Genomic DNA, 18629 nt, shown 5'->3' on the forward strand with positions numbered 1-18629 from the left:
GTATGGGGATTTTGGATTGTCAAAGTGATAGAATTTTGAAATAATTGGTAAGATAAAACGGATAGGGGAGGTTAAACCATGACGAATGATTTTTATTGCGATGAAGTATTAAGTGGAAAAACAGAAATACAAAAGGTGCTGGAAACAGACAATGTCCTCGCCTACCATCACACCAGACCCTTCTATCCCGTCCATATCGTGGCGATCCCGAAAAAGCATATTCCATCCCTTCTTACGCTGGAAGAAGGTGATGACGAATTATTGCTTGATCTAATGGGGGTCATCAAAAAGGTGGCGCACATGGTCACCGATGAACATGGGGCGTGTAAGGTCATTACGAATATAGGAGACTATCAAGATTCAAAGCATCTGCATTGGCATATTATTTCTGGCAAGGCACTTCGGTAAAAGATGAAAGGAGAAAGCACATGACTAATGAAGAAACCTGTCCATTCTGCCACCCGGAAAAGGACAAAGACCAAAACATCGTATTTGAAAATGAATCCTGCTATTTCCTGCAGCATAACAAGCACCAGGACGTCCTGGAAGGCTCAGGCGTGATCGTCCCAAAGAATCATCACGCAAACGCATTCGAGTTGACCGAGAAAGAATGGAACGATACATACCAACTATTGCAAAAAGCAAAGACATACCTGGATAAAGAATATTCTCCGGACGGTTATACGCTTGGATGGAATGTCGGAGAGGTGTCCAATCAATTTATTTTCCATTGCCACCTCCACGTCATCCCGAGGTACAATGACGAGCCCCTGGCTGGAAAAGGGGTTCGTTACTGGTTGAAGCAGCCGGAGAATAAAAGGAACAAAAAGAAAACCCACCTCGAATGAAGTGGGTTTCAATTGGAGTCAATCTCAAGATGAACTTCATCATACCATAACATTTCGATTTTACCAAATATAATTGGAATGTGACATGTTCATTCAAGTTCAGTGGATTGGAAATAATTGAAACTTTATATAGTGTCTAACGTATATATTCATATAAAGACAGGAGTGATGAAAATGGAAGTGAAAGTTTCAAGGAATGGCGAGAACTTACGCATACAATGGCAGCTCAGTCAAATCGATATACCTTTTTCTGAAATCAAAGAAGTAACAAATGATGATACATATAGTGGTGAAGAGAAGAAGGCAATCAGAATCGGGTATCCATATGGGCACACAGACAGAGTCGTGATCAAGGCTAAATCGGGGACGTATATCCTATATACAAGCAATGGCGGGACGCGAGAAAAAATCCTCTTGCTCATGGAAGCCAGCTAGATGGGTTTTTGGATGTGGATCGCCATTTTCATGGCCTTGGCAGGCGGCATCCTTGCCGCAAATTCCAATCAGAAACAAACAGAAAGAAAATATACGGTAGCTCTATTTGTTTTTATCTTGGCAGTTATCGTTTTTTTCTTTTGGTGGTTTACCGACAGTAGGTTCTAAAAGGTAGGATTGGGGGTGGCAAAATGCTCTATTTAGAAGGATGGATGCCAATCATATTGCTTTTTCTCAGTACAGCATGTCTGATTGTAGTGATGGCCAGGTATACCGGCAATTACATCGTATTTAGTTTGTCTGCTATGCTGGGTTGTATCAGTCTAGGAATTATTCTTTACAGTATATTCTTGGTCGGGGGCTGGGAAGGGATGGCGATTGGTTTTTATGCCATTGCTGCGTTTCTGGGTCTTTCGATTGGAACGGCAATAAGCCCTTTCATCAAAAAGAAGAGGACTGGTAGCTAAACGGGTGGCTTTGAATAGAGTCAATCACCCATCCTGAAAATGATACGGTGTTCGGGTGGGAGTTTGTCTAGGGAGGTACCGGAATGAAAAGAACGATTTTCACATTCTCATCCCTCTTATTGGTCGGCTGTCAGGGCATCGAATCGGACCTGACGGAAGATCAGGCGATAGCCATCGTGATGGAACACCATTCCGGCAAAGTGGAAATCGTCTCCGTAACGAAGGAATGGAATAAATATATTGTCGCATGGGAGAACGAAGAAAACTGTGAGTGGGGGACAGACAGCGTGAATGAAAAAGGGGAAGTCGAAAATGAGGAGACCGCTATATGTTGAGGAAGTATCTTAAGCCATTGGTGCTTATTCTCGTCGTCTTAATGATCTCAGCCTGTTCAAATGATACGGGTCATGAAGAGCAAAACATTATCGTCAGTAAGCAGGTCGGAGATGGAAATAACTATGAAGAGTTTAACAAAATCACCGACACAAAACAGGTGGAAGAGGTACGGAAGATCCTGGCTGATACCCATTGGAATGAAGCTCAAGTAGATTTTATCCGTCCTGCTGATTATCAATTTATTTATGAATATAAAAACTCCGAAACCGATGCGAAGCCAGTGCTTCACAGCGTGTGGATCAGCCCAAAGAAAGATGAGCTGGAAGTCATGCAGGGACCTCAGGACTATACGCAGCTGCCAAAGGCAGAATCTGCTCGATTGTTTGAGATTTTGACAGGGGAGAGCTTAGGAGAGTGAGAGATAAAGAAAATTCGACAACCTGGCATGATTCATTCTATTCACGCACGATAAATCTGAATTCGGCATGAATATTTTATATGGGGCACGAATGTAGTGAAAACCCGCACGATTATCAGGTGTGGGGTTAGGAAATGGATCGAGTGTCACTCCATTTTTAATAAAATATTCTTTTTGAAAAATGAAAGGAATCAACATGAAAAACCTCTCTATATTCGCCATCGTCTCTTTATTGATGATGGGGATCACACTCACCAGTCTTTGGGCTTACGCAGAAGATCAAAATGCTTATTCAGAACCCTATGAAGCGATCCTTGCAGAGGACAACGGACTCTTGCTGATCCCTGCCTATAAAACGGAGGAAAAGTCATTATACTTTTTTATGAAAAATAAACATAATCTTGGAGCGGTTTACGCTCATGAAGGGTTTTTCGGTTGGAAGAGCGGGATGCTTACCTGGGGACCAATTACTCCTGATAGGAAGTTTGATCGGTTGGAGGGAATTAAAGGTCACGGAGAGAACTTGATCTATGGTTTAATCAACAAGGGCGAAGAGCGGATCGTCAAAGTGGATGACGAGAATGCAACCATCTTGTACCTTTCCTCATTATCCCCTGAAGTGGTGAAGGAATATGACTTGGAAGGGGTATCGCTTTGGTATTTTGAGAAGGATCCAGAGAGTACATATAACCAGGTCCAGCTGGTCGAGAAAGAGGGGGATGAAGTTATTCAATCGATCGATTTATAGGAGCTGAACATATGAATATCAATCAATTAGGTGAAGCGTTGGAAAGATCCTGGTCCCTGAAAACGAGTTCCAAATGGACGGCTGACAATCCTGCGAAAGGACAGTGCGGTGTGACATCCCTGGTAGTGAACGACCTGTTGGGTGGAGAGATCTATAAAACCCTTCTACCTGAGGGCTGGCATTTTTACAATAGGATTGATCGTATCCGTCAAGATTTTACCGCTTCACAATTCAATGAAACCATCCAGTATGGAGATGTCCTTTCTAATCGGGATGAAGCGTTTCAGGATACTAACCTGAATCAATACACAGAATTGAAAAGAACAGTCCTGCAACATATGGAGGAATCCAACCAATGAATACATACATTTACATGGTGAGACACGGAGATTCCCCGAAGCAAGGCATTGAACGGACCAGGGAATTGACGCAGAAAGGGATGTCTGATGCCAAAATAGTAACGGACTTATTAAAAAAGGAAAACATTGACTCAGTGGTATCAAGTCCTTACCTTCGTTCAGTTCAGACCGTCGAAGGCATAAGTCAGTACATCGGACAGCCCGTCGTAATCGAAGAAGACCTGAAGGAAAGAATCTTTTCCTCTGGAAACAAACGGATATCCGATGGGGAACTCGGTCCGATCCTTAAGAAATCCTTCGATGATCCGAATTTCGCTGTAAAAGGCGGGGAATCCAATGCCGAATGCCAAAAGAGAGCCATCTCCGTCTTGAATACGATTTTGAATACATATGAAGGAAAGAACATCGTAATCGGAACACACGGAGCCATCATGACGCTGATGATGGGGTATTATGACAGTCGATTCGATTTACCTTTTTTACATAGTACGTCCAAACCGGATATATATAGAATGGAATTTAAAGGGTTGGGTTTTATGGGGGTTGAGCGAATGTGGAAGTAAACCATCCATTAGTCAAACAGGAATTACAAGGTTCAGTACAGAAAGATTAATAGACATATCAAACTATAACCTTTAAAGGAGACCAGATAAAATGGATGCTTTCGTCAGCCAATATGAGTGGATCCGCCGCACAAGAGAGTTGTTATTCGATTATTGTGAAACGATATCACCAGCAGATTATGTAAAAGAACTTGAAGGGTTCGGAGGGGACTCGATCCGCAATCTGCACGTTCACGTAGCGGATTGCTATCGCGTATGGCTGGGAGCCCGGGCACTTGGCCAATCCCTCCCAGTGATCACTCCAGAATCTGTACACGACGTAAAGGAAATGCGTGAAATCTTCAGGAAGACAGATGACCTGATTCATGAATTTCTAGAAGAGTTTAAAGGGAACTGGGATCACACGCTTCAAGTATCCTTTGGGGACGGGGAGAGTGCAGAGATTTCTGCATTATGGCTGTATACGCATACGGTCACACATGAATTTCATCATAAGGGACAAATCGTGAAAATAGGCAGGCAGCTCGGGTATATCCCTCCCGATACGGACCTTATTGAGTGGTGAAGGAGTTTCTGAAATCCATGGGTATAAGAATTCAGGGATTTAGAAAACAATTTTCGTAAGGAGAAGGCACATGAGCAGAGTAGGAGTTTATAAGAGTGATATTACGCCGCCGTTAGGAACTGAGTTTATTGGGTACCACAGACCCGGGGGGATCATGGAGGTCGATGAACGCATCTATTCCACCGCCTTCGTGTTTGAACACCAGCATGATAAATCAGTGTTTATTAGTGTTGATAACATAGGGATGCTGATAAACGACACGGCAGTGATACGTAAACGGATTGCCGCTGAACTCGATGTACCTTTTGACAAGATAACCGTCGTCTATACTCATACGCATTCGGGTCCAGCAACCGTTAGCAGCAGTGAAATCGTGAGGGCCTACAAAACCACCCTCATTGAAAATACGGTCATGGCCGCTGTAAAGGCACATGAACGTCTGCAGCCTTCTGAAGTTGGCTGGAACGTGACGCTTGGGGATATCGGGGTCAACCGGAGAGAAGAGAGTGCTGATGGAAAAGTGATGATGGGGACCAATGAGAAGGGAGTGGTGGATAAACGAATCGGGATCCTGTCGATTCGAAATCAACAAGATCACCGCCACTCAGGAGCCATCGTATTCTGTACGGCCCATCCCAATGTCTTGAAGTCGGATAGTGACCGTCTGTCAGGAGATTACCCGGGAATGACCAGAAGAATCCTTGAACAGATCCTTGGCTGCCCCGTCATCATCGTACAAGGAGCGGCGGGAAATGTGAATGCAAAATACCGTGGATCAGAGGAGGCCTTAAAGCAGATGGCTTATGCTTTAAGCGGAAGTGTCTTAACGATGATCCCTCACATCACGTACCATGAGATGACAAGGCTGGAAACCAATTCTGTGATCATGCCTATGACATTGATCAAAATTCCAGAACCGGAAGCACTTGAAAAAATGGCATCTGCCGCCCAGGAGCAATGGGGGGTAAACACAAGTAAATGGCTTTCACACGTATTGGAAAAATACGAGCACCATGACAGGCAGATCTCAATCGATTTAGAGGTCCAGTCATTCCGGGTTAACGAAGGTTCCTTTTCCGGTATCCCCATGGAGCCCTTTTCAGAAACAGCTCTTGAAATCACAGGGGAATTAAATGACAAACTTGCTTTTTTTGGAGGCTACACGAATGGGTATCTAGGTTATTTACCCACAAAGGAAGCCTATCCTCACGGGGGTTACGAAGTGGAATTGAATCCAGTGGTCTACGGTCCGGTCACAAATCTCTGGATGCCCCCGGTTGAAGATACTGCCCAAACGGTGGTTCACAACGTACTGGAACTGGACCGTCATTCTAAAAAGTCAGGGGCGAGGAAATGTTCGGAAACAAACCAACATGTTCAACATGCGGGAAAGAAATAAGTGGAAATGATATGGTTTACGTCAAGATGAGATATCCGGAAAGGAAAGGGATGACAGAGATCAAGGCGTACCTGAACAATGAGGGAACGTTCATATGTGAGGAATGTTTTGAGGGGAAGGATTCAGAAAAAGGAAAAACGTAACCCAACAAAGAATTAAATACAAGAAAAAGCATGAAGGAGCGACTGGAAGGTGAATCTACTATACGAAGTAATACCGGAAGAAAACGCCGAGTCCTGCCGGGAACTGTGCAATGAACTGATGGCTTTCCAAAAGTCGAAGGCAACCATTGCACCCGAACGGTTTGACAGCATGAATTTCGAAACAAGGTTGCTTCCATCGATTAAACGTGCCGTACATAATTATCTTGTGGTCGTGAAAAATCCCGAAATGAATAACGAGATCATCGCCTATGTGTATACCAACATATCACCCAAAGAAACCTATTCGAATGAATTCGCCACATTCTTTGACCTTTCCTCTGTCCAAAACGAAAATGTAGGTTGTTTATCTCAGTTTTACATAAAAGAAGGGTACCGACAGTTTGGCATTGGATCGAAACTGTTCAGGATGTCGATGGAGTGGCTCGCCACGTTTGACGATGTCGAGGATTATTTCGTCTTCACCTCGAATGGGAATCAGGAGGCGTTGGCATTCTATCAGAGAAAAGGATTCACGATCTCCCATGATATCCTGGATGGGTTCATTACGGTTTTGCGAAGAAAAGCATAGAGAAGGAGAGGATAAAATGGATGCATTTTCTAATTATTTAGCCGAAATCGACCAACCTGATCACCGCCAGCGGATGGAGGAAATCCTGGCGTGGGTGCAGGAGACATTCCCCCAATTGAAACCCGCCATCAAGTGGAACACCCCGATGTTTACGGATCACGGCACCTTCATCATCGGGATCTCGACAGCCAAGCATCATGTGAGCGTGGCGCCTGAAGAAGTCACGATGGTGCATTTTGCCGACCGGATCAAGGAAGCAGGGTACAGTGCCACGAAAGGGTTATTCCGCATTCCATGGAAAGATCCTGTCGATTACAAACTGCTTGAGGATATGATCACCTATAATATTCAGGAAAAAGCTGAATTCACGGGCTTTTGGCGAAAATAGAAGAAAGGAGTGTTACACGTTGATCAAGCCAAATCGCAAGGTGGATGGATTCATTAAAAAAGCCAAGCAGTGGAAAGAAGAATATGAGCGGCTCAGAAGTATCCTCCTTTCCTTTGAGGAGCTGGAGGAAGAAATCAAATGGATGCATCCTTGTTACACGTTAGAGGGAAAAAACATCGTGTTGATGCATGGATTCAAAGATTACTGTGCCCTTCTGTTCCACAAAGGGGCACTGCTGAAAGACCCCCAAGGCATTCTCATCCAACAGACAGAGAATGTACAGTCAGCGCGTCAAATCCGGTTCACCAGTGCAGAAGAAATCATTGAAATGAAGCCGATCCTGGAAGCCTATATACAGGAAGCGATCCAAGTAGAAAAGGCAGGTCTGCAAGTGGAACTGAAAAAGACGGAAGAATATCCCGTTCCAGATGAACTTCAGCAGAAATTCGCTGAAATGCCGGAGCTGAAATCGGCGTTTGAAAACCTGACGCCTGGCCGACAGAGGGCATATATCCTTTATATTTCAAAAGCAAAACAAGCAAAAACCCGGGAGTCGAGGGTGGAAAAATATGTGCAGCACATATTGGACGGTAAGGGCATGAATGATTAACGGCTTGTCCACTATTGGATGAGCTTTTTTTATGAAAAGGAGTAATAAGGGTTTGTTAGAAACATTAACCGCTTAGCAAACGTCTAATAAAAAAGAAGGGAAGAATGATTCAATAAGAAGGCGGGGATCAATGTGAAAAAGTGGTGGATTCTCTGGATATTAAATATACCTGTTTTTTTGATCTCATATGTTTATTCCATCTTTATCACGAGCAAGATCGCATATTTGCCGCAGTCCGAGTGTAAACCCCTGTTCATTTTCACCCCTCAGGATGTTCAGTACTGCAGTGATATTTACCCGGTTGATGTGCTGATCATCGCCCTCAAGACCAACCCGTTCACCTATATTTGGCTTCTGAGCGGCTTATATTTGGTTGGATTTATCGTGTATTTGATTAGTAGAAAAATAAGGAGATGAGTCCAATGGCCACATGGATGGTACATTTCAGAATCGCAGAGAATCTGTTAAATAGAGGCTTACAGGTAGCAGAGGAAGAGTTTGTTGTCGGAAACATCGGGCCGGATTGCGGGCTGCCCGATCCAGAGACGGGAATCTTTTATCCTGACAAAATCGCCACCCATTTTAAGGATGAGGGGAGCATAAACCCGGATCTGTTTTTGAAAAAGTACATAAAGGAGGGAGATGATTTCACCGATCCCCGCTCCTCCTTTTATTTAGGTTACTACCTTCACCTCGTGACCGATGTGGAATGGAGCAGGATGCATCGTGAAAAGAAGAAAGAACCGGTATATCAAGCGATACTCGGAACGCCCGAATACACTAGAAAGGTGAAAGGGGACTGGTATGGTTCGGATTTTGTGTATCTACAAGAAAACGGGGATACGATCTTTCATCGGGTTTTTCAACATATCGGGAGTTTCCCGGATTACCTGGACATCTTTCCGGAAAATCAGATTACGAAACAAATCAAAAGGATCACGGAGTTTTATCATAGCGATGCCTATGGCTTTGCCTTAGAACCAGAGTACCCTTTTGATTATTTAACCCCGGGTGAAGTGAGCCAATTTGTTGACGAGACAACGGAGAAGTTGGTGGATATCCTGGATTCAACCTTTCGAGGAATGACATTCAGTAAATCATACTCTATAAAGAAATGATAGGAGGAGAGATTATGAATCTACTCACACCAATCTTCGTAACGGGGGCCGTGTGAGCACTGGCCTGGATTGTGGGTAATAATGAAAAGGCGAACGAACAGAGGAAGTGAGGGAAAGACAGAGAAAGGTAATAGGTATTGAATAGGGGGCTGCAACATGAAGGGAGAACAAGCCAGAAAGCATATTCATCTCATACTGGGTTATTCAGGACTCCTGCTCATAGGCTTGGCGATCTTAAGAAATTTGTCTGTGGTACAGGATACCGTTGGATACGGGTTAACCATGTTCGGATATTTTTTCCTTGTGTCGTATTTCAAATTTGCGGATGATAAGATCGGTGCCACGAGGAAAGAAAAGGCGTTTTATCGAATTGGATTTTTTATGCTATTAATGATTGTAGCGTTGAATTCATATTTGTAAAAGAAAATGATAGAGGTCCCACCACATACCGAAAGGCAGGAATCACCATGACAAAATCAGAACTGGAGTACAAAATAAACGAAGTGAAACTGGATTATATCCGCATCCAGGGTGACCTTGAGAAGCTTGAATCCTTCGGAAGAAACACGGATATACAACAAAAGAAATTAGACGAACTGGAACAGGAGCTTTCTCATCTGAATAAAGAACTGGATGCTACCCTGCAACTCTAATCATTTGTTTCATGAATAATGGGCATCCAAGGGAAATAGGTATATAGAAAGACATATGGTACGAGTTCCTCCTTGTACCAGGGGCTCTTTGATGGGAGCTGATGGCTATGTATCGAAATCGAGACAGGCAGGTCAATATCGTCATCCTGTTGCTCTTTTGCATCCTGGTCTTTCACATCATCCGGATCATCCTCCATGTGAGGGTGTATTTCGTATACAGCATGGGGATGGGATATCTCCTGTTTCTCTTTCTGCTCATTTTTCTTATTTTATTCCTTTTATTTAAAAGGTAAAGGAGGGGTACTTTTCTTTCTTGAAGAAAAGTACCCCTTTTTTATGGAGACACAAGGTGTCTACATGCAGGAAAATTATGTTAAAATGAAAGGGAGTAAACTAGATGTAAATGGAGGTTCAATATGAAAAATGGAAATAGGTCGGCACTGATTGCATCACTCATCGTTCTAGTCGGTTTTCCCATTCTGTTTCTTTTTGTCTCCTTATATACGTGGGAGTGGAGATACCTGATGTGGAGTCTGCCACCTTCTTTTTTGGCGGGATTTACAGGGGTTATTTTTACACTTCAGACGATGAAGAAAGAGAAAAAAGGGGCGTAACAAAAGATGAACTTATTCTTTATTTTTAACGTGTTCAGAAATATCATTTCCACTTTTTTTCTGGATGGAATTTGGGTAGTAGGTTTTTTTTACTTATTAAATAAAACGTTTGAAAACGATCGACTTAAGAAGTTGTCCCTGTTAGCAATTGGAGTGATATCGGTTCTACTGTTCTTTTATTCTGTCATGGTGAGTATTTGAGTATGTACATATCGACAATGGATATTGAAAAACTTACCCCTGAACAGATGGGGCATCTATTATTCTCAGATATTGAAGACACTCACGAACGTGGGGATTGTATCTTCGTGGTGGGTAGCAGCAAGGCTTTACAATACCGATTGCCGAAAGCGGTGGAGCTTTACAAACAGGGAAGGGCGGGTAAAATCCTGTTTTCCGGTGGTGTGAAGTGGAGGGGGAGTGAGTTTACAGAAGCGGAGGAATTAAAGAGGGGTGCGATCTCATTAGGGGTTCCAAAAGAGGATATTCTAACAGAAAACCTTTCCATGCATACCCTCGAGAATGTGCTTGCGTCCCTTCTTGTCCTTGACCGGGAATTTCATTTGCACAATATCAGACGGCTGCTTGTTGTAACGTCTTCTTACCATATGAGAAGGCTTCACCTCACGCTTCAAACGTATATGCCTGAATGGATATCGTTCACATTGTGCCCGGCAGAAGATGACAATACAAGAGTCGATAATTGGTTTCAAAGTGAGATAGGGATCAAACGTGTCAGGGATGAATCAGCTAAACTGATCCGATATGTGGGTCAGGGTGCTTTGAAGGATGAAGATATCCATATTGATAAAATAGAACGCGAGGAGGCAAAAAAGTGACAAAAGAAAAAGTGTATCCGAAGTTCTGGTTGTTTGCCACCTGCTTTACAAGCTTCTGGATCTTGTATGGCTGCTTTATTCTGATCAGGGATGTTGTCATTGAAGATTCGTTTGATTGGCAGCCCCTCTATTTAATTGGCATGATGACCTTAATGTTGCTTCAGTCAGTGCAGGAATATAAGAGGGCAAAGGAGTTTTCATATACCGATAATACTTGAAACGATCAGTGAAATAGAGGAAGAAGACTTTCTTCAGATGAAGGGTATTGATGATTTGACCACGGAAGAGGAGAAGTGCTGTCTTCTCATTTGAGGGTTTCATCCTAGCCATCTATAAACTGGCGATGAGTGACTTTAGATGGATTGAACTCATGATGGTCATGCTTAGTCTATCCATTGGAGTTACGGGAATAGAAGAAATGCTAAAGGGTCATAGGGGAAGGTTATTTCTTGTTATCTCCTTGCTTTGCCTATACTCTTCCATTCAAGGCTTATTGTTCTTCCATTAATAGCACGGTTTCATTTATGTTCACCATCAACTTCTGCAGAATAACCGATAAGTAGCGGTCCGAAGAGCGGGAAATGACTGAGGGTTGATCCCAAATCTCACTCACGATCATCAGGATCAACCTTTCCGTTGCCGTCCTGCACCCCGTTACCCGATAGCCTGTCCGGAACAAAAACAATTCATAATCCTGATAAAATTTCTTATAAGAATGATGATCCCTTGCCAGTAAACAGGACATCAGGTCTAGCTTTGTCATCCTCATGAAAAAACACCCCATTTTATATTCATATGTCCATACCCTTCTTTATCCAAGGATTAACCCTTTTTCCAGGATTTATTGAATAAATTCTATTCCAAGTGGTATACATACGTTAAAAGGTGGTGCAGCCATGTCTTTTAAAACAACTACTGCGGCTCTCTTCCTGGGCAGTGCTGTATTCTTAACTGCCTGCAGCGGGAACGCAAATGAAAAGGACGAAACCAATCAGTCCGTGGATGAAAACCAAACGGACATGAATGAAGAAAACAGTTCAGAGGACAATACCAGTGATGATGTGAACGCCGATGATGGCAGCAAGGAAGATGCAGGAGACACGAGTGGCGAAACAGATCGTGATACCAGCAATGAGAACGAGGATATTCAGAAGCTGGAATTTGATTCACCTAAAGAAGCAGCGGCTGAAATCGAGGGATATGAGAAGGTCGATCAGACGAACATCGATCTTGGTCACGGCATCAAAGGACTCCAGGAAGGGGCAGCCGGTCATGAGTATCTTTCCTGGAATGAAGGCCGCTGGCTGATCAAAGTCAACTTCCCGACAGATCCGCAATATCGCATTGATGGATATGACGGGGCTGGGGACATGGCGAAGAAAGTCGTAGACTATTTAGAAAAAAATTATTTACCTGCGCCTGACAAGGGCGTAATCACGATCAACGGATTCAAGGAACATCCCGAAACGGTCGTGAAGTGGCAGGAAGGGAAAACCGTCTATACGATCATATCCAAAGAAAAAGAGCCATTCGATGCACTGGAAACGGCCGTTGAATCAGAATGAAAAGGTGACCGGGATCCCGGTCACCTTTCTTCAGTTATTCATTTCCTGAAGCTTTTTCACATGATCCGAGTGAAAAGGAGAACCTTTTACCTCGCTCACCACGCTGAATGGATTTCCGTCCGGATCGAAGAAATCAAAAAAGCGCATTCCTCCGAAGTCATCGATATCCGTCGTGACCACACCTTTGCCGTTCAATTCCTCATGAATCGCATCCACATCATGGACCACAAAGTTGAAATAGCTATTCTTTTGTTTTCCTTTAATGACAAACTCGGTCGGCTGAGGGGTTTCCACTTCAATCAATCCAAATTGGGTCGAACCATTGGGGAGGTAAAAACCTGCACCCCCGTCCCATGAACCGATTTTCTTCACGCCTAAATGCTTCTCATACCAGGCGGATGATTTCTCAAGATTTGTGACAGGGACAAATACACTTCCAATTTTAAACATAGTATCCTCTCCTTATAAATGAAATTCCTATGTATAACGAATATAATGAAGAAAAAGTTACAAAAAAATGTGAGGTTGTTGAAATGATCTTTGATGAGTTGGAACAGACAATCACCAAACTGTACCGCTATTGCTTAAAAATAACAGGCTCACCCTGGCAGGCAGAAGATCTTGTACAGGAAACGATGCTGAAAATCTACCGGTTGAAAAAGTCCGCTCCCGATCGGGAGTACACTTTCTCTTTTCTATACAAAGTGGCCAAAAACCTTTTCATCGATGAAAAAAGAAAGAAGAAGGAGTTCCTTTCTCATCATGAGAAAATGCGAGAAGTAAGCGACCCTTATGAATTCGACGCTTTGATTGAGATCCTGCTTGCTGTCCTGCCCTTGCAACAGGCAATGCTTGTCACCCTGAAGGATGTATTTCAATATAGGACAAAGGAAATCGCAGCCATGCTCAGGATCAGTGATGAGTCTGTCAAGACAGCTCTTCATCGTGCTAGAAAAAAATTGACTGCCGTTCCGGAAGAACTGCCTGTTACTGCATCCTCCAATCCCCAATTGATCCAGAGGCTCTCAACCGCAATCAAGCAGTCGGACCCTTCCCGGATCTTTTTATATTATCGCCTGCTGGAAACGCGCCATTTCAAGACCAGGAGATCGGAAGGGGGGGCAGTCTTTCATATCATCGACCCTGAAGGGAATATTCTGGAGGTTGCCTCCAGTCATCGTACCCCGGTTTCATAAACCTTCTAGTTGACCCATGACCTTATCCTTATGAATTGATATCATAACGTAAATGAATATTTACATAGATTTAAACTTCCTCCCATTGTATTCATACAGGCTTAAAACTCTCATGTTTTACTAGAGTAGTAGCAAATACCACGGGAGGTTTTACAGATGAAAAAAAGACTATCAATCGGTTTATCAATGGCGTTACTCGCTTCATCTTCCTTAACAGCGATGGCTCATGACAAAGAAGATCACGGTAAAAACAAAGAGTCTCATAAGAAAATTGAGAGTGTTGAATTCTCGTCCATGAAAGCTCCTGATACGATTAAGAATATGGTGAGAACCTACACAACAGCAACTGTTAAAGTGACGTATAAAGATGGAACAGTAAAAGAATTACCCCTTAACTATGATCAACTCTACCTATCAAAGGATAAAATCGTCTCCAACAAAGGGGAAATGATCCCTGCAGGAACACCAATCGATGTGAACGGTGATCCGATCATGGACACCAGCGTTCCGGCAAACCCTTCTTACTTCATTTCGGATGCTCCAGATTCGAATAGCCTTCTGACAAAAGGGAACAAATCATTCATGATTTCCCATTTCGAATACGATTCCGAGAATAATGCCGGAGAGGAGATTTCCGGTCTGCCTGCCTCCATGACCCTATCCGAACTGAACCAGGATAAGAAAACGGGCAAGCTTTCAGTAAAAGAAGCCCATAAAATTGACTTTTCAAGTGTGAACGGCCTCTGGAACCCATGTAACGGATCCACAACGGATTGGGGCACTCATCTTGGTTCAGAGGAATATGAGCCGGATGCGCGGGAATTTGCCAATAAAGATTCTGATGCCTATAAAGAAGTAACCAACTTTGCAAAGTATTATTTTAACGATGAGTCCAAAGCAAATCCTTATAACTATGGATGGATTCCTGAGATCTCGGTATCCCATGATGGAGAGCCATCTGTCGTCAAACATTACAGCACTGGACGCTTCTCACACGAAATGATGAAAGTCCTACCTGATAACAAGACGGCCATTTTCGGTGACGATGGTGGCAATACGATGATGTTCATGTATGTTGCCGACGAAGCAAAGGATTTCTCAGCAGGAACCCTATATGCTGCGAAATTCGATCAAACTGGTACAGAAAAAGGTGGATCCGGTGACTTACAGTGGATCAAGCTCGGACACGGTACGGACCAGGAAATTGCAGACATCATCAACAGCGGAGTGACATTCAGCGACATTTTTGAGACAACGGAAGAACCAACAGAAGGATTTACGGCTGTTAAGACGAACTCCCATGATTCCGTTGAATATCTAAAAGTGAAACCAGGGAAAGAAAAAGCGGCAGCATTCTTAGAACCTCGCCGTTACGGTGCCATCCTTGGTGCGACTTCAGAATTCAACAAAATGGAAGGTCTTGCCGTCAACGCTGAAGATCATAAAGCGTATATGGCCATCTCTTATCAAGAAGGAAGCATGGAAAAGCAGGATGGGGCCGTTCAGGATGACATTCAACTTCCGAAGATTGAATCAGGTGTCACGTATGAATTGAATCTTCAAAAAGATCAAAAGGATCGTGACAATGTGAAGATTGACAGTGGGTATGTTCCTGCCAGCATGAACGGATTTGTAGTAGGAGAGGACCTTGCTTCTCCAGATGCACTAGGAAACACGGCAAACCCTGATTTAGTAGCAAACCCTGACAACTTGAGCTACTCTGAAGATCTGAATACTCTCTTCATCGGAGAAGACAGCGGTATGCATACGAACAACTTCGTTTGGGCGTACGATGTGCAAACCAAGAAGCTCTCAAGAATCCTCTCCGTTCCCGTCGGGGCAGAAGCCACAGGATTAAGCGCAGTGGATTCAATGAAGGATTCTCACTATGTCCTAAGCAATTATCAACATCCAGGCGCGGATCTTGATGAGAAAGAAATCACGGCCGTTGATAAAACAGAACTTGAACAAGCCATGAAAGAGACGCTTGGTATCATGGAAACAGGCGGAGTCGGTTATATCTCCGGAATTCCTGGTGTGGACTCGAGAGGAGACCATGGTAGGAACCACCACGAATACAAAGAGGATGATGGCGGGCATGACGATCATAAAGGTCAGCATGGTCATGACTCAGAAGAATAAGATCAGGTAAAAGCGGTCTGTCCAACGACACGTTATGCGTGGAGAAGGACAGACCTTTTTTAAATGGAAAAGACGGCGCTGATACATAAAATTCCTTATTTAGGAAACGTTACAACTATCTAATACAATATTGGAGGCCGTATCGTGTCTAGTAAGAAATCAACCATATTATCTACCTGTACTCTGGTTCTTCCCTGGTTTACCGCACCACTCCTCGGGAAAAATACCTTTGTCCGATTTACATCCGTCGCCGTATTTACGAATGTGGTATGGAGTTTCCTCAGTATCATCGCCAGTAATAAAAGATGGTGGAAAGCGGACCCTTTCTTTTGGAAAAAGACCAAAATCGATCTTCCGTTTGTTGGGGGGATGTTTTTCATCACGACACTCTGGGTTTTTAAATGGACCTTTGGTGACTTTAGAAAGTATTTTGCCTTAAATGCCCTGATTGATTTCCTGCTGGCTTTCCCGATTGTGAAATTCTATGATAAAATGGGCGCATTTAAATTACGGAAAATGAGCAATCTGTTCTTTTACTTGATCATCCTGTCCTTGGCAGTCCTCATCTATTTCTATCAATGCATCTTGGAAAAAGTGATTCAGTGGCCGGGTAAAAAGGCCGAGAATATGTAACGTGATTCTCCATGCATGAAAGAAAGGAACTCAATTCTCTTCTAAAAAAAAGAATTGAGTTCTTTTTTGTTGTTTGAAATAATTGGAAGGTAAGAATTGTGCAAGGGGGAAAAGGATGGATTATGATCGATATTATTTAGAGCTGGCTTTAACAGAAGCGGAGAAGGCATTACAGGAAAACACCTACCCAGTCGGGGCGGTCATTGTGGATGAGAATCAACACATCATCGCAAAAGGACGTAATCGCGTCCATCCCGATCAGGATGTGACGGCACACGCGGAAATGGACGCCATTCGGAATGCAGGATCGGCCATATTTAAAGCGAAAATAGAGCGTAAGGCATTCACGATCTACACGACTCTGGAACCGTGTCTCATGTGTACAGGCGGTATTCTCTTTGCCAATATGAAACGAGTGGTGTGGGCACTGAATGACGGGGAAGGGTTTGGAGGTTATAAAAAAATCAACGGAGCAGGCATCTTTGAACGGAAATTCCAAGAGGTCGACGTACGGGAAGAACCGTATGCTGATTTAAAGATGAAGCAACTCGAGCTCATGAGGCAGTGGGAGTCGAATCCGAATCATGTAGTAAATTTACGAAATACATACGAAATGGGGGGATGACATGGGCTATTTAATCATTGGAGTCATACTCATATTTGTGGTTTTCATGATGATCAGAGCATCAAAGCCGGAACCATTGAAGGAAAACCGGTATGACATTTACAGCTACGTGGTAATGGAAGAGGAAAATGAAGAAGAGTTCATGAAAGCAGATCATCCTTTGTGGGGGGTCTCAGAACGTTACCCTTTCCTCCATCCCGGACAAATCCTTTGCAGGGTAGATCGCAACAAAGATGTGTTTGATGAAGAATGGGATGAAATCAGAAAGTACTCTAACTTCACAAAAGGGAAAGAACCTTATTATATTTTATTCGATGAATACCGCGCAGACAAGGAGCGGCACACGAAGATGCCCTGGGATCAAAAAGTATTTGAAACGACTGATATGGAAGAAATAAAGCAATGGTGTGAGGAATTCGAGAAAGAGATAGTAGAGAAGCATGGCACGTATAGCGGGCAGGTGTTGGAATCCAATGATTAATGCGTTTAATCAAGTAACCGAGACAGTGCTCATCCATTATCATAAGAGACCTTCGCCACACCGCCCATTCATCGTCGGAGTTGACGGACTGGGAGGGTCCGGTAAAACAACCCTCGCGGAAGCGTTAAAAAGAGAAATCAAGTATAGCCCATCCATCCTCCACCTGGACGATTTCATTGTGGAAAAGGGCCGCCGGTACGGGACGGGGAACGAGGAATGGTATGAATACTACGCCCTTCAATGGGACGTCGCATCCCTCTCAACAAACCTGTTTCAAAAGCTGCATCATAACCTCGAGATCATATTACCTTTCTATGATTCTTCCACCGGCACCATTGTACAAAAGGACTTCCACTACGCTCAAGACACCATCATCCTGATCGAAGGTGTCTTCCTGCAGAGGAAAGAATGGCGTGATTTCTTTGACTATGTGATCTTCCTGGACTGTCCCCCGGAAACACGGGCAGAAAGAGTCATCAGACGGGATGCCTATCTTGGGGATGAGCAGGAAAGAATCGCCAAGTACGAACGGAGATATTGGAAGGCTGAAGAGCATTACCTCCTTCATGAAGATCCAGTCGGGAGGGCGGATTACATATTCAGCGAGGGATAAGGGGGGCGCCGGTACATGCAAGAAACGTTTTACACGATGAAGATGCTCATACGATTAACCGTCCCGTTCTTCCTGCTGGCACTCCTTTTCATGTCCTTCACCGGCATGTATAGTGATAGCGGGGACTCTACTCTACCGTTTTTTCTGATGGAGTCGATCATGGTGTTCCTCTTCTTTTTGCTTATATGTTTTGTCATACACACTGGTTTTCATCTGCTAAATAGAAGATCCCGCTTCATGAAAACTTATCGGCAATATTTCGCATTACGGGTTGTAAGCATC

The 18629-nt window shown here is 43.6% G+C and carries 33 protein-coding genes; 30 read left to right on the plus strand and 3 right to left on the minus strand.

The window, feature by feature from the left end:
- Positions 1–78: 78 nt before the first annotated feature.
- The 23 genes from CN378_RS18670 (at position 79) to CN378_RS18790 (ending at position 11310) form a co-directional block, all read left to right on the plus strand.
- Positions 79–408: an HIT domain-containing protein gene (locus CN378_RS18670; RefSeq protein WP_098353996.1), complete on the plus strand. Its 330-nt coding sequence runs from the start codon at positions 79–81 to the stop codon at positions 406–408.
- A gap of 20 nt (positions 409–428) precedes the next feature.
- Positions 429–848 carry an HIT family protein gene (locus tag CN378_RS18675; RefSeq protein ID WP_098353997.1) on the plus strand — a complete coding sequence of 140 codons (420 nt, stop codon included), beginning with the start codon at positions 429–431 and terminating at the stop codon, positions 846–848.
- 174 nt (positions 849–1022) lie between these two features.
- Entirely contained in the window at positions 1023–1283 is a 261-nt protein-coding gene (locus CN378_RS18680) for a SunI/YnzG family protein (protein WP_098353998.1), read from the plus strand.
- Positions 1284–1451 (plus strand): hypothetical protein, encoded by a 168-nt coding sequence (locus tag CN378_RS22750; RefSeq protein WP_179884982.1) that lies wholly within the window; start codon positions 1284–1286, stop codon positions 1449–1451. It begins immediately after the preceding gene.
- Between the two features lie 23 nt (positions 1452–1474).
- Positions 1475–1750, plus strand: coding sequence for a YesK family protein (locus CN378_RS18685; RefSeq protein ID WP_098353999.1), 276 nt, complete (start codon positions 1475–1477; stop codon positions 1748–1750).
- 83 nt (positions 1751–1833) lie between these two features.
- A complete protein-coding gene (locus tag CN378_RS18690; protein WP_098354000.1) occupies positions 1834–2085 on the plus strand; it encodes a hypothetical protein in 252 nt (83 codons plus the stop codon).
- Positions 2079–2504, plus strand: a complete 426-nt coding sequence (locus CN378_RS18695) for a YhfM domain-containing protein (RefSeq protein ID WP_098354001.1) — start codon at positions 2079–2081, stop codon at positions 2502–2504. Before CN378_RS18690 ends, CN378_RS18695 begins: the two co-directional genes overlap by 7 nt.
- 196 nt (positions 2505–2700) lie before the next feature.
- Positions 2701–3252, plus strand: a complete 552-nt coding sequence (locus CN378_RS18705) for an aspartyl-tRNA synthetase (RefSeq protein ID WP_098354003.1) — start codon at positions 2701–2703, stop codon at positions 3250–3252.
- Positions 3253–3263: 11 nt separating this feature from the next.
- A complete protein-coding gene (locus CN378_RS18710; RefSeq protein ID WP_098354004.1) occupies positions 3264–3611 on the plus strand; it encodes a YunG family protein in 348 nt (115 codons plus the stop codon).
- On the plus strand, positions 3608–4174 hold the full coding sequence (locus tag CN378_RS18715; RefSeq protein WP_098354005.1) for a histidine phosphatase family protein: 567 nt from the start codon (positions 3608–3610) through the stop codon (positions 4172–4174). The genes CN378_RS18710 and CN378_RS18715 overlap by 4 nt, the downstream gene beginning before the upstream one ends.
- Before the next feature lie 91 nt (positions 4175–4265).
- Positions 4266–4739 carry a DinB family protein gene (locus tag CN378_RS18720; RefSeq protein ID WP_098354006.1) on the plus strand — a complete coding sequence of 158 codons (474 nt, stop codon included), beginning with the start codon at positions 4266–4268 and terminating at the stop codon, positions 4737–4739.
- A gap of 70 nt (positions 4740–4809) precedes the next feature.
- Positions 4810–6138, plus strand: a complete 1329-nt coding sequence (locus tag CN378_RS18725) for a neutral/alkaline non-lysosomal ceramidase N-terminal domain-containing protein (protein ID WP_098354007.1) — start codon at positions 4810–4812, stop codon at positions 6136–6138.
- Between the two features lie 192 nt (positions 6139–6330).
- Complete coding sequence (locus tag CN378_RS18735) at positions 6331–6870, plus strand: GNAT family N-acetyltransferase (RefSeq protein WP_098354009.1); 540 nt, start codon at positions 6331–6333, stop codon at positions 6868–6870.
- 16 nt (positions 6871–6886) lie between these two features.
- Positions 6887–7258: an iron chaperone gene (locus tag CN378_RS18740; protein ID WP_098354010.1), complete on the plus strand. Its 372-nt coding sequence runs from the start codon at positions 6887–6889 to the stop codon at positions 7256–7258.
- A gap of 19 nt (positions 7259–7277) precedes the next feature.
- Positions 7278–7868, plus strand: a complete 591-nt coding sequence (locus CN378_RS18745; protein WP_098354011.1) for a YdeI/OmpD-associated family protein — start codon at positions 7278–7280, stop codon at positions 7866–7868.
- A gap of 132 nt (positions 7869–8000) precedes the next feature.
- On the plus strand, positions 8001–8285 hold the full coding sequence (locus CN378_RS23275) for a DUF4306 domain-containing protein (protein WP_098354012.1): 285 nt from the start codon (positions 8001–8003) through the stop codon (positions 8283–8285).
- 5 nt (positions 8286–8290) lie between these two features.
- Positions 8291–8986: a zinc dependent phospholipase C family protein gene (locus CN378_RS18755; protein ID WP_098354013.1), complete on the plus strand. Its 696-nt coding sequence runs from the start codon at positions 8291–8293 to the stop codon at positions 8984–8986.
- A 156-nt stretch (positions 8987–9142) separates the two neighbouring features.
- Positions 9143–9406 (plus strand): hypothetical protein, encoded by a 264-nt coding sequence (locus CN378_RS18760; RefSeq protein ID WP_098354014.1) that lies wholly within the window; start codon positions 9143–9145, stop codon positions 9404–9406.
- Between the two features lie 47 nt (positions 9407–9453).
- On the plus strand, positions 9454–9639 hold the full coding sequence (locus CN378_RS18765; RefSeq protein WP_098354015.1) for an SE1832 family protein: 186 nt from the start codon (positions 9454–9456) through the stop codon (positions 9637–9639).
- 107 nt (positions 9640–9746) lie between these two features.
- Complete coding sequence (locus CN378_RS18770) at positions 9747–9932, plus strand: hypothetical protein (protein WP_098354016.1); 186 nt, start codon at positions 9747–9749, stop codon at positions 9930–9932.
- Positions 9933–10055: 123 nt separating this feature from the next.
- Complete coding sequence (locus CN378_RS18775) at positions 10056–10253, plus strand: hypothetical protein (RefSeq protein ID WP_098354017.1); 198 nt, start codon at positions 10056–10058, stop codon at positions 10251–10253.
- Positions 10254–10456: 203 nt separating this feature from the next.
- On the plus strand, positions 10457–11092 hold the full coding sequence (locus tag CN378_RS18785) for a YdcF family protein (protein WP_098354019.1): 636 nt from the start codon (positions 10457–10459) through the stop codon (positions 11090–11092).
- Entirely contained in the window at positions 11089–11310 is a 222-nt protein-coding gene (locus tag CN378_RS18790; RefSeq protein WP_098354020.1) for a hypothetical protein, read from the plus strand. The genes CN378_RS18785 and CN378_RS18790 overlap by 4 nt, the downstream gene beginning before the upstream one ends.
- Before the next feature lie 272 nt (positions 11311–11582).
- Here the strand turns inward: CN378_RS18790 and CN378_RS18795 are convergent, their stop codons facing one another.
- Positions 11583–11861 (minus strand): hypothetical protein, encoded by a 279-nt coding sequence (locus CN378_RS18795; RefSeq protein ID WP_098354021.1) that lies wholly within the window; start codon positions 11859–11861, stop codon positions 11583–11585.
- 127 nt (positions 11862–11988) lie between these two features.
- On the opposite strand from CN378_RS18795, the gene CN378_RS18800 reads away from it, so the two are divergent.
- Positions 11989–12657, plus strand: a complete 669-nt coding sequence (locus CN378_RS18800; protein ID WP_098354022.1) for a hypothetical protein — start codon at positions 11989–11991, stop codon at positions 12655–12657.
- 30 nt (positions 12658–12687) lie between these two features.
- Here CN378_RS18800 and CN378_RS18805 read toward each other — a convergent pair whose 3' ends face one another.
- Positions 12688–13107, minus strand: coding sequence for a VOC family protein (locus CN378_RS18805; protein WP_098354023.1), 420 nt, complete (start codon positions 13105–13107; stop codon positions 12688–12690).
- A gap of 83 nt (positions 13108–13190) precedes the next feature.
- Between CN378_RS18805 and CN378_RS18810 the strand changes: the two genes are divergently transcribed.
- The 6 genes from CN378_RS18810 to CN378_RS18835 all read left to right on the plus strand — a co-directional run bounded on the left by CN378_RS18810 (position 13191) and on the right by CN378_RS18835 (position 18347).
- Entirely contained in the window at positions 13191–13853 is a 663-nt protein-coding gene (locus CN378_RS18810) for an RNA polymerase sigma factor (protein WP_098354284.1), read from the plus strand.
- Positions 13854–14009: 156 nt separating this feature from the next.
- Positions 14010–15995: a PhoX family protein gene (locus CN378_RS18815; protein ID WP_098354024.1), complete on the plus strand. Its 1986-nt coding sequence runs from the start codon at positions 14010–14012 to the stop codon at positions 15993–15995.
- Between the two features lie 144 nt (positions 15996–16139).
- Complete coding sequence (locus tag CN378_RS18820) at positions 16140–16628, plus strand: hypothetical protein (RefSeq protein WP_098354025.1); 489 nt, start codon at positions 16140–16142, stop codon at positions 16626–16628.
- Between the two features lie 115 nt (positions 16629–16743).
- The gene (locus CN378_RS18825) at positions 16744–17253 is read left to right on the plus strand and encodes a nucleoside deaminase (RefSeq protein WP_098354026.1); all 510 of its coding nucleotides are present in this window, start codon (positions 16744–16746) and stop codon (positions 17251–17253) included.
- Between the two features lies 1 nt (position 17254).
- On the plus strand, positions 17255–17734 hold the full coding sequence (locus tag CN378_RS18830; protein ID WP_098354027.1) for a hypothetical protein: 480 nt from the start codon (positions 17255–17257) through the stop codon (positions 17732–17734).
- Complete coding sequence (locus tag CN378_RS18835; RefSeq protein ID WP_098354028.1) at positions 17727–18347, plus strand: kinase; 621 nt, start codon at positions 17727–17729, stop codon at positions 18345–18347. The genes CN378_RS18830 and CN378_RS18835 overlap by 8 nt, the downstream gene beginning before the upstream one ends.
- Before the next feature lie 29 nt (positions 18348–18376).
- Here CN378_RS18835 and CN378_RS23045 read toward each other — a convergent pair whose 3' ends face one another.
- A complete protein-coding gene (locus tag CN378_RS23045; protein WP_257141206.1) occupies positions 18377–18508 on the minus strand; it encodes a hypothetical protein in 132 nt (43 codons plus the stop codon).
- Positions 18509–18629: the final 121 nt, after the last annotated feature.

Origin of the sequence: Bacillus sp. AFS015802 (genome assembly GCF_002561455.1) — a bacterium.
In the GTDB taxonomy this organism is placed as follows: domain Bacteria; phylum Bacillota; class Bacilli; order Bacillales; family Bacillaceae_B; genus Rossellomorea.

Excerpts from the sequence above, each read along its gene's own strand:
- CN378_RS18675 (WP_098353997.1), top strand. The coding sequence starts at position 429 with ATGACTAATGAAGAAACCTGTCCATTCTGCCACCCGGAAAAGGACAAA.
- CN378_RS18705 (WP_098354003.1), top strand. The coding sequence starts at position 2,701 with ATGAAAAACCTCTCTATATTCGCCATCGTCTCTTTATTGATGATGGGG.
- CN378_RS18715 (WP_098354005.1), top strand. The coding sequence starts at position 3,608 with ATGAATACATACATTTACATGGTGAGACACGGAGATTCCCCGAAGCAA.
- CN378_RS18805 (WP_098354023.1), bottom strand. The coding sequence starts at position 13,107 with ATGTTTAAAATTGGAAGTGTATTTGTCCCTGTCACAAATCTTGAGAAA.
- CN378_RS18795 (WP_098354021.1), bottom strand. The coding sequence starts at position 11,861 with ATGAGGATGACAAAGCTAGACCTGATGTCCTGTTTACTGGCAAGGGAT.
- CN378_RS18810 (WP_098354284.1), top strand. The coding sequence starts at position 13,191 with ATGATCTTTGATGAGTTGGAACAGACAATCACCAAACTGTACCGCTAT.
- CN378_RS18785 (WP_098354019.1), top strand. The coding sequence starts at position 10,457 with ATGTACATATCGACAATGGATATTGAAAAACTTACCCCTGAACAGATG.
- CN378_RS18725 (WP_098354007.1), top strand. The coding sequence starts at position 4,810 with ATGAGCAGAGTAGGAGTTTATAAGAGTGATATTACGCCGCCGTTAGGA.
- CN378_RS18825 (WP_098354026.1), top strand. The coding sequence starts at position 16,744 with ATGGATTATGATCGATATTATTTAGAGCTGGCTTTAACAGAAGCGGAG.
- CN378_RS18740 (WP_098354010.1), top strand. The coding sequence starts at position 6,887 with ATGGATGCATTTTCTAATTATTTAGCCGAAATCGACCAACCTGATCAC.
- CN378_RS18775 (WP_098354017.1), top strand. The coding sequence starts at position 10,056 with ATGAAAAATGGAAATAGGTCGGCACTGATTGCATCACTCATCGTTCTA.
- CN378_RS18770 (WP_098354016.1), top strand. The coding sequence starts at position 9,747 with ATGTATCGAAATCGAGACAGGCAGGTCAATATCGTCATCCTGTTGCTC.
- CN378_RS18830 (WP_098354027.1), top strand. The coding sequence starts at position 17,255 with ATGGGCTATTTAATCATTGGAGTCATACTCATATTTGTGGTTTTCATG.
- CN378_RS18815 (WP_098354024.1), top strand. The coding sequence starts at position 14,010 with ATGAAAAAAAGACTATCAATCGGTTTATCAATGGCGTTACTCGCTTCA.
- CN378_RS18710 (WP_098354004.1), top strand. The coding sequence starts at position 3,264 with ATGAATATCAATCAATTAGGTGAAGCGTTGGAAAGATCCTGGTCCCTG.
- CN378_RS23045 (WP_257141206.1), bottom strand. The coding sequence starts at position 18,508 with ATGATCGACTCCATCAGAAAAAACGGTAGAGTAGAGTCCCCGCTATCA.
- CN378_RS18690 (WP_098354000.1), top strand. The coding sequence starts at position 1,834 with ATGAAAAGAACGATTTTCACATTCTCATCCCTCTTATTGGTCGGCTGT.
- CN378_RS18670 (WP_098353996.1), top strand. The coding sequence starts at position 79 with ATGACGAATGATTTTTATTGCGATGAAGTATTAAGTGGAAAAACAGAA.
- CN378_RS18720 (WP_098354006.1), top strand. The coding sequence starts at position 4,266 with ATGGATGCTTTCGTCAGCCAATATGAGTGGATCCGCCGCACAAGAGAG.
- CN378_RS22750 (WP_179884982.1), top strand. The coding sequence starts at position 1,284 with ATGGGTTTTTGGATGTGGATCGCCATTTTCATGGCCTTGGCAGGCGGC.
- CN378_RS18760 (WP_098354014.1), top strand. The coding sequence starts at position 9,143 with ATGAAGGGAGAACAAGCCAGAAAGCATATTCATCTCATACTGGGTTAT.
- CN378_RS18800 (WP_098354022.1), top strand. The coding sequence starts at position 11,989 with ATGTCTTTTAAAACAACTACTGCGGCTCTCTTCCTGGGCAGTGCTGTA.
- CN378_RS18765 (WP_098354015.1), top strand. The coding sequence starts at position 9,454 with ATGACAAAATCAGAACTGGAGTACAAAATAAACGAAGTGAAACTGGAT.
- CN378_RS18685 (WP_098353999.1), top strand. The coding sequence starts at position 1,475 with ATGCTCTATTTAGAAGGATGGATGCCAATCATATTGCTTTTTCTCAGT.
- CN378_RS18695 (WP_098354001.1), top strand. The coding sequence starts at position 2,079 with ATGTTGAGGAAGTATCTTAAGCCATTGGTGCTTATTCTCGTCGTCTTA.
- CN378_RS18755 (WP_098354013.1), top strand. The coding sequence starts at position 8,291 with ATGGCCACATGGATGGTACATTTCAGAATCGCAGAGAATCTGTTAAAT.
- CN378_RS18835 (WP_098354028.1), top strand. The coding sequence starts at position 17,727 with ATGATTAATGCGTTTAATCAAGTAACCGAGACAGTGCTCATCCATTAT.
- CN378_RS18680 (WP_098353998.1), top strand. The coding sequence starts at position 1,023 with ATGGAAGTGAAAGTTTCAAGGAATGGCGAGAACTTACGCATACAATGG.